This window comes from Kitasatospora sp. NPDC056800, assembly GCF_042789775.1.
Classification (GTDB): domain Bacteria; phylum Actinomycetota; class Actinomycetes; order Streptomycetales; family Streptomycetaceae; genus Kitasatospora.
This window is the reverse complement of the sequence record NZ_JBHUAL010000389.1, coordinates 1-2,436: the sequence shown is the minus strand read 5'-3', so window position 1 is coordinate 2,436 and position 2,436 is coordinate 1. Positions and strand designations below refer to the sequence as shown.

Here is a 2,436-nt window from a genome sequence, read left to right as displayed (position 1 = left end):
CGACCGGACCGGTCGACGAGGGCCCGTCAGCGCGGGCCGGTTCCGTCCACGGAGGCCCGTCCGGTCAGCGCGGGCCGGGGTCGCTGGTGCCGGGGCGGCCGTTCTCCAGGTGTCCGGCCCAGCGGCGGCGGAAGGCCGGACCGTCCGCGGCCGCGACCGTGACGTCGTACCAGCGGCGGTCGGCGGGCAGGTCGAAGGTGAACCGGGCCGAGGCGCCGGGGCGGAGGGAGCGGCTCTGCTTCGAGCCCTTCGCGTAGGCGTTCTCGGCGGTGACCGTCCTGGCCACCGGCCCGTGGTTGGCGACCGTGACGCGCACCTGGTTCTTCGACGGGTCGAAGCGCGCCACCAGCCCGGCCCGGGCCGTGCCCTCGAACTCCTGCACCGAGCCGTTCGGGCCGTGGGCAGCCAGGTGGTAGTCGCCAGCGCCGGTCAGCGGCCAGAAGTCCGCGAAGGTGTCGCCGGCCGAGACGGTGTAGCGGCGCGGGGCGGCCGTCGGCGCCGTCCGGTCGTAGACGTAGAGCCACGCGCCGACCGAGCCCCGGTTCTCCAGTTCGAGCCGGAACTGCCCGGCGGTGTCCGTCTCCTCCTCGTTGACCCGCAGGTCGTACGGGAGGGCGCGGGCGGGCCGGGTGCCCGGCTCCTGGGTGGGCATCCGCTGCGGCAGCGGCACCTGGTAGGGCTTGCCCTGCGAGGCGATCGGCGCGGGCACCGGGATCCGGACGCGCCGCGCGTCGGTGCCCCGAAAGTCGAGCGCCGAGGTGAGGTCGCCGCAGACCGACCGGCGCCAGGCGCTGATGTTGGGCTCCTCGATGCCGAACCGGGCCTCCAGGAACCGCAGCACCGAGGTGTGGTCGAAGGTCTCCGAGCAGACCCAACCACCGCGCGACCACGGGGAGATGACCATCAGCGGCACCCGCGGCCCGAGGCCGATCGGCTGGAGGCCTCCCGGGTCGGCGCCGGGGACCAGCGGGCTCATCTCGCCCGGGTACTTCGAGAGGTCCAGCAGCTCGTCGCCGAGGCTCGCCTCCAGGTCGGCGGAGACCATGCCCGGGCCGCCCGGACGGCTGGCGACCGGCGGCATCGGCGGGACGACGTGGTCGAACAGGCCGTCGTTCTCGTCGTAGTTGATGAGGAAGACGGTCCGCCCCCAGACCTCGGGGTTCGCGGTGAGCGCGTCCAGCACGAGGTTGATGTAGTACGCGCCGTCGGTGGGCGTCGCGGAGGGGTGCTCGCTGTACTTGTACGGCGGGACGATCCAGGAGACCTGCGGCAGCCGGCCCTGCTCGACGTCGGCCCGGAACTCCTTGAGCGTGTGGTCGGTGGCACCCTTCTCCACCAGCGGGCCCGACGCGCCCTCGGCCACCTGGTACCGCTCGAAGAACATCAGCGAGTTGTCGGTGTAGTTGTCCGTCGGCGTGCCCGGCTCGCCCGAACCGCCCTGGTAGAGCTTCCAACTGACCCCGGCCGACTCCAGGCGCTCGGGGTACGTCGTCCAGGTGTAGCCGTTGGTGTCGTTGCGCTCCCACAGGCCGGGCCCGTTGGGCCGGCGGCCGTACGCGTTGCGCGGGTCGCTGGTGCCGGTCCAGAGGTAGATCCGGTTGGGGGCGGTGTCGGCGTGGACGGAACAGAAGTACGCGTCGCAGACGGTGAAGGCCTCGGCCAGCGCGAAGTGGTACGGCAGGTCCTGGCGCTTGAGGTGGCCCATCGTCATGACGTCCTGCTTCTGGTTCACCCACTGGTCGTGGCGCCCCTCGTTCCAGGCGAGGTGGCCGCTGCTCCAGCCGTGGTCGGTACCGGCCTGGTACTCGGTGGTGTTCCGGGGGTCGATGTACCAGGGCAGCACCTCCTGCTCGGAGGCCGGCAGGCCGCGGTCGTGGTAGCGGCCGGTCTTCACGGCGGCGGCGGGCTGGTGCCAGTTCGGCCGGCCGTTCGGCAGCAGCGTGGGCCGGGGGTCGTCGAACCCGCGGACGCCGCGCAGGGTGCCGAAGTAGTGGTCGAAGGAACGGTTCTCCTGCATCAGGATGACGACGTGCTCGACGTCCTCGATCGAACGGGTCCTGCCGATCGCGGGCAGCGCCATGGCCTTGGCAACCGCGGGCGGAAAGGCGGCGAGGCCGGCGGCGGCCGCGGAGGCGCCGCCCAGTTGGAGGAAACGGCGCCGGTCGATGGAGGCCACGTGGTGTCCTTCGCGTCGTGAGTGCATGGTCGGACGAGAAGGCTCGACCATAGGGGCCCACGAACCGTCATGTACACGGTCCTCCAGCGAACGCCGCATGATCATTCGACCAACACCCCGACAACGCGAAGAACCCCCATCCGGGACCCGGATGGGGGTTCTTCTGAATAATTGTTCGGCGGCGTCCTACTCTCCCACAGGGTCCCCCCTGCAGTACCATCGGCGCTGTAAGGCTTAGCTTCCGGGTTCGGAATGTAACC

The 2,436-nt window shown here is 71.4% G+C and carries 1 protein-coding gene and 1 rRNA gene; both read right to left on the bottom strand.

Annotated elements, in window-relative coordinates; translation table 11 throughout:
- Window positions 1–64: 64 nt before the first annotated feature.
- The gene (locus tag ACFRQN_RS40515) at window positions 65–2,176 is read right to left on the bottom strand and encodes a phosphocholine-specific phospholipase C (RefSeq protein WP_380745641.1); all 2,112 of its coding nucleotides are present in this window, start codon (window positions 2,174–2,176) and stop codon (window positions 65–67) included.
- A 173-nt stretch (window positions 2,177–2,349) separates the two neighbouring features.
- Window positions 2,350–2,436 (bottom strand): 5S ribosomal RNA (gene rrf, locus ACFRQN_RS40510); the annotation flags it as partial.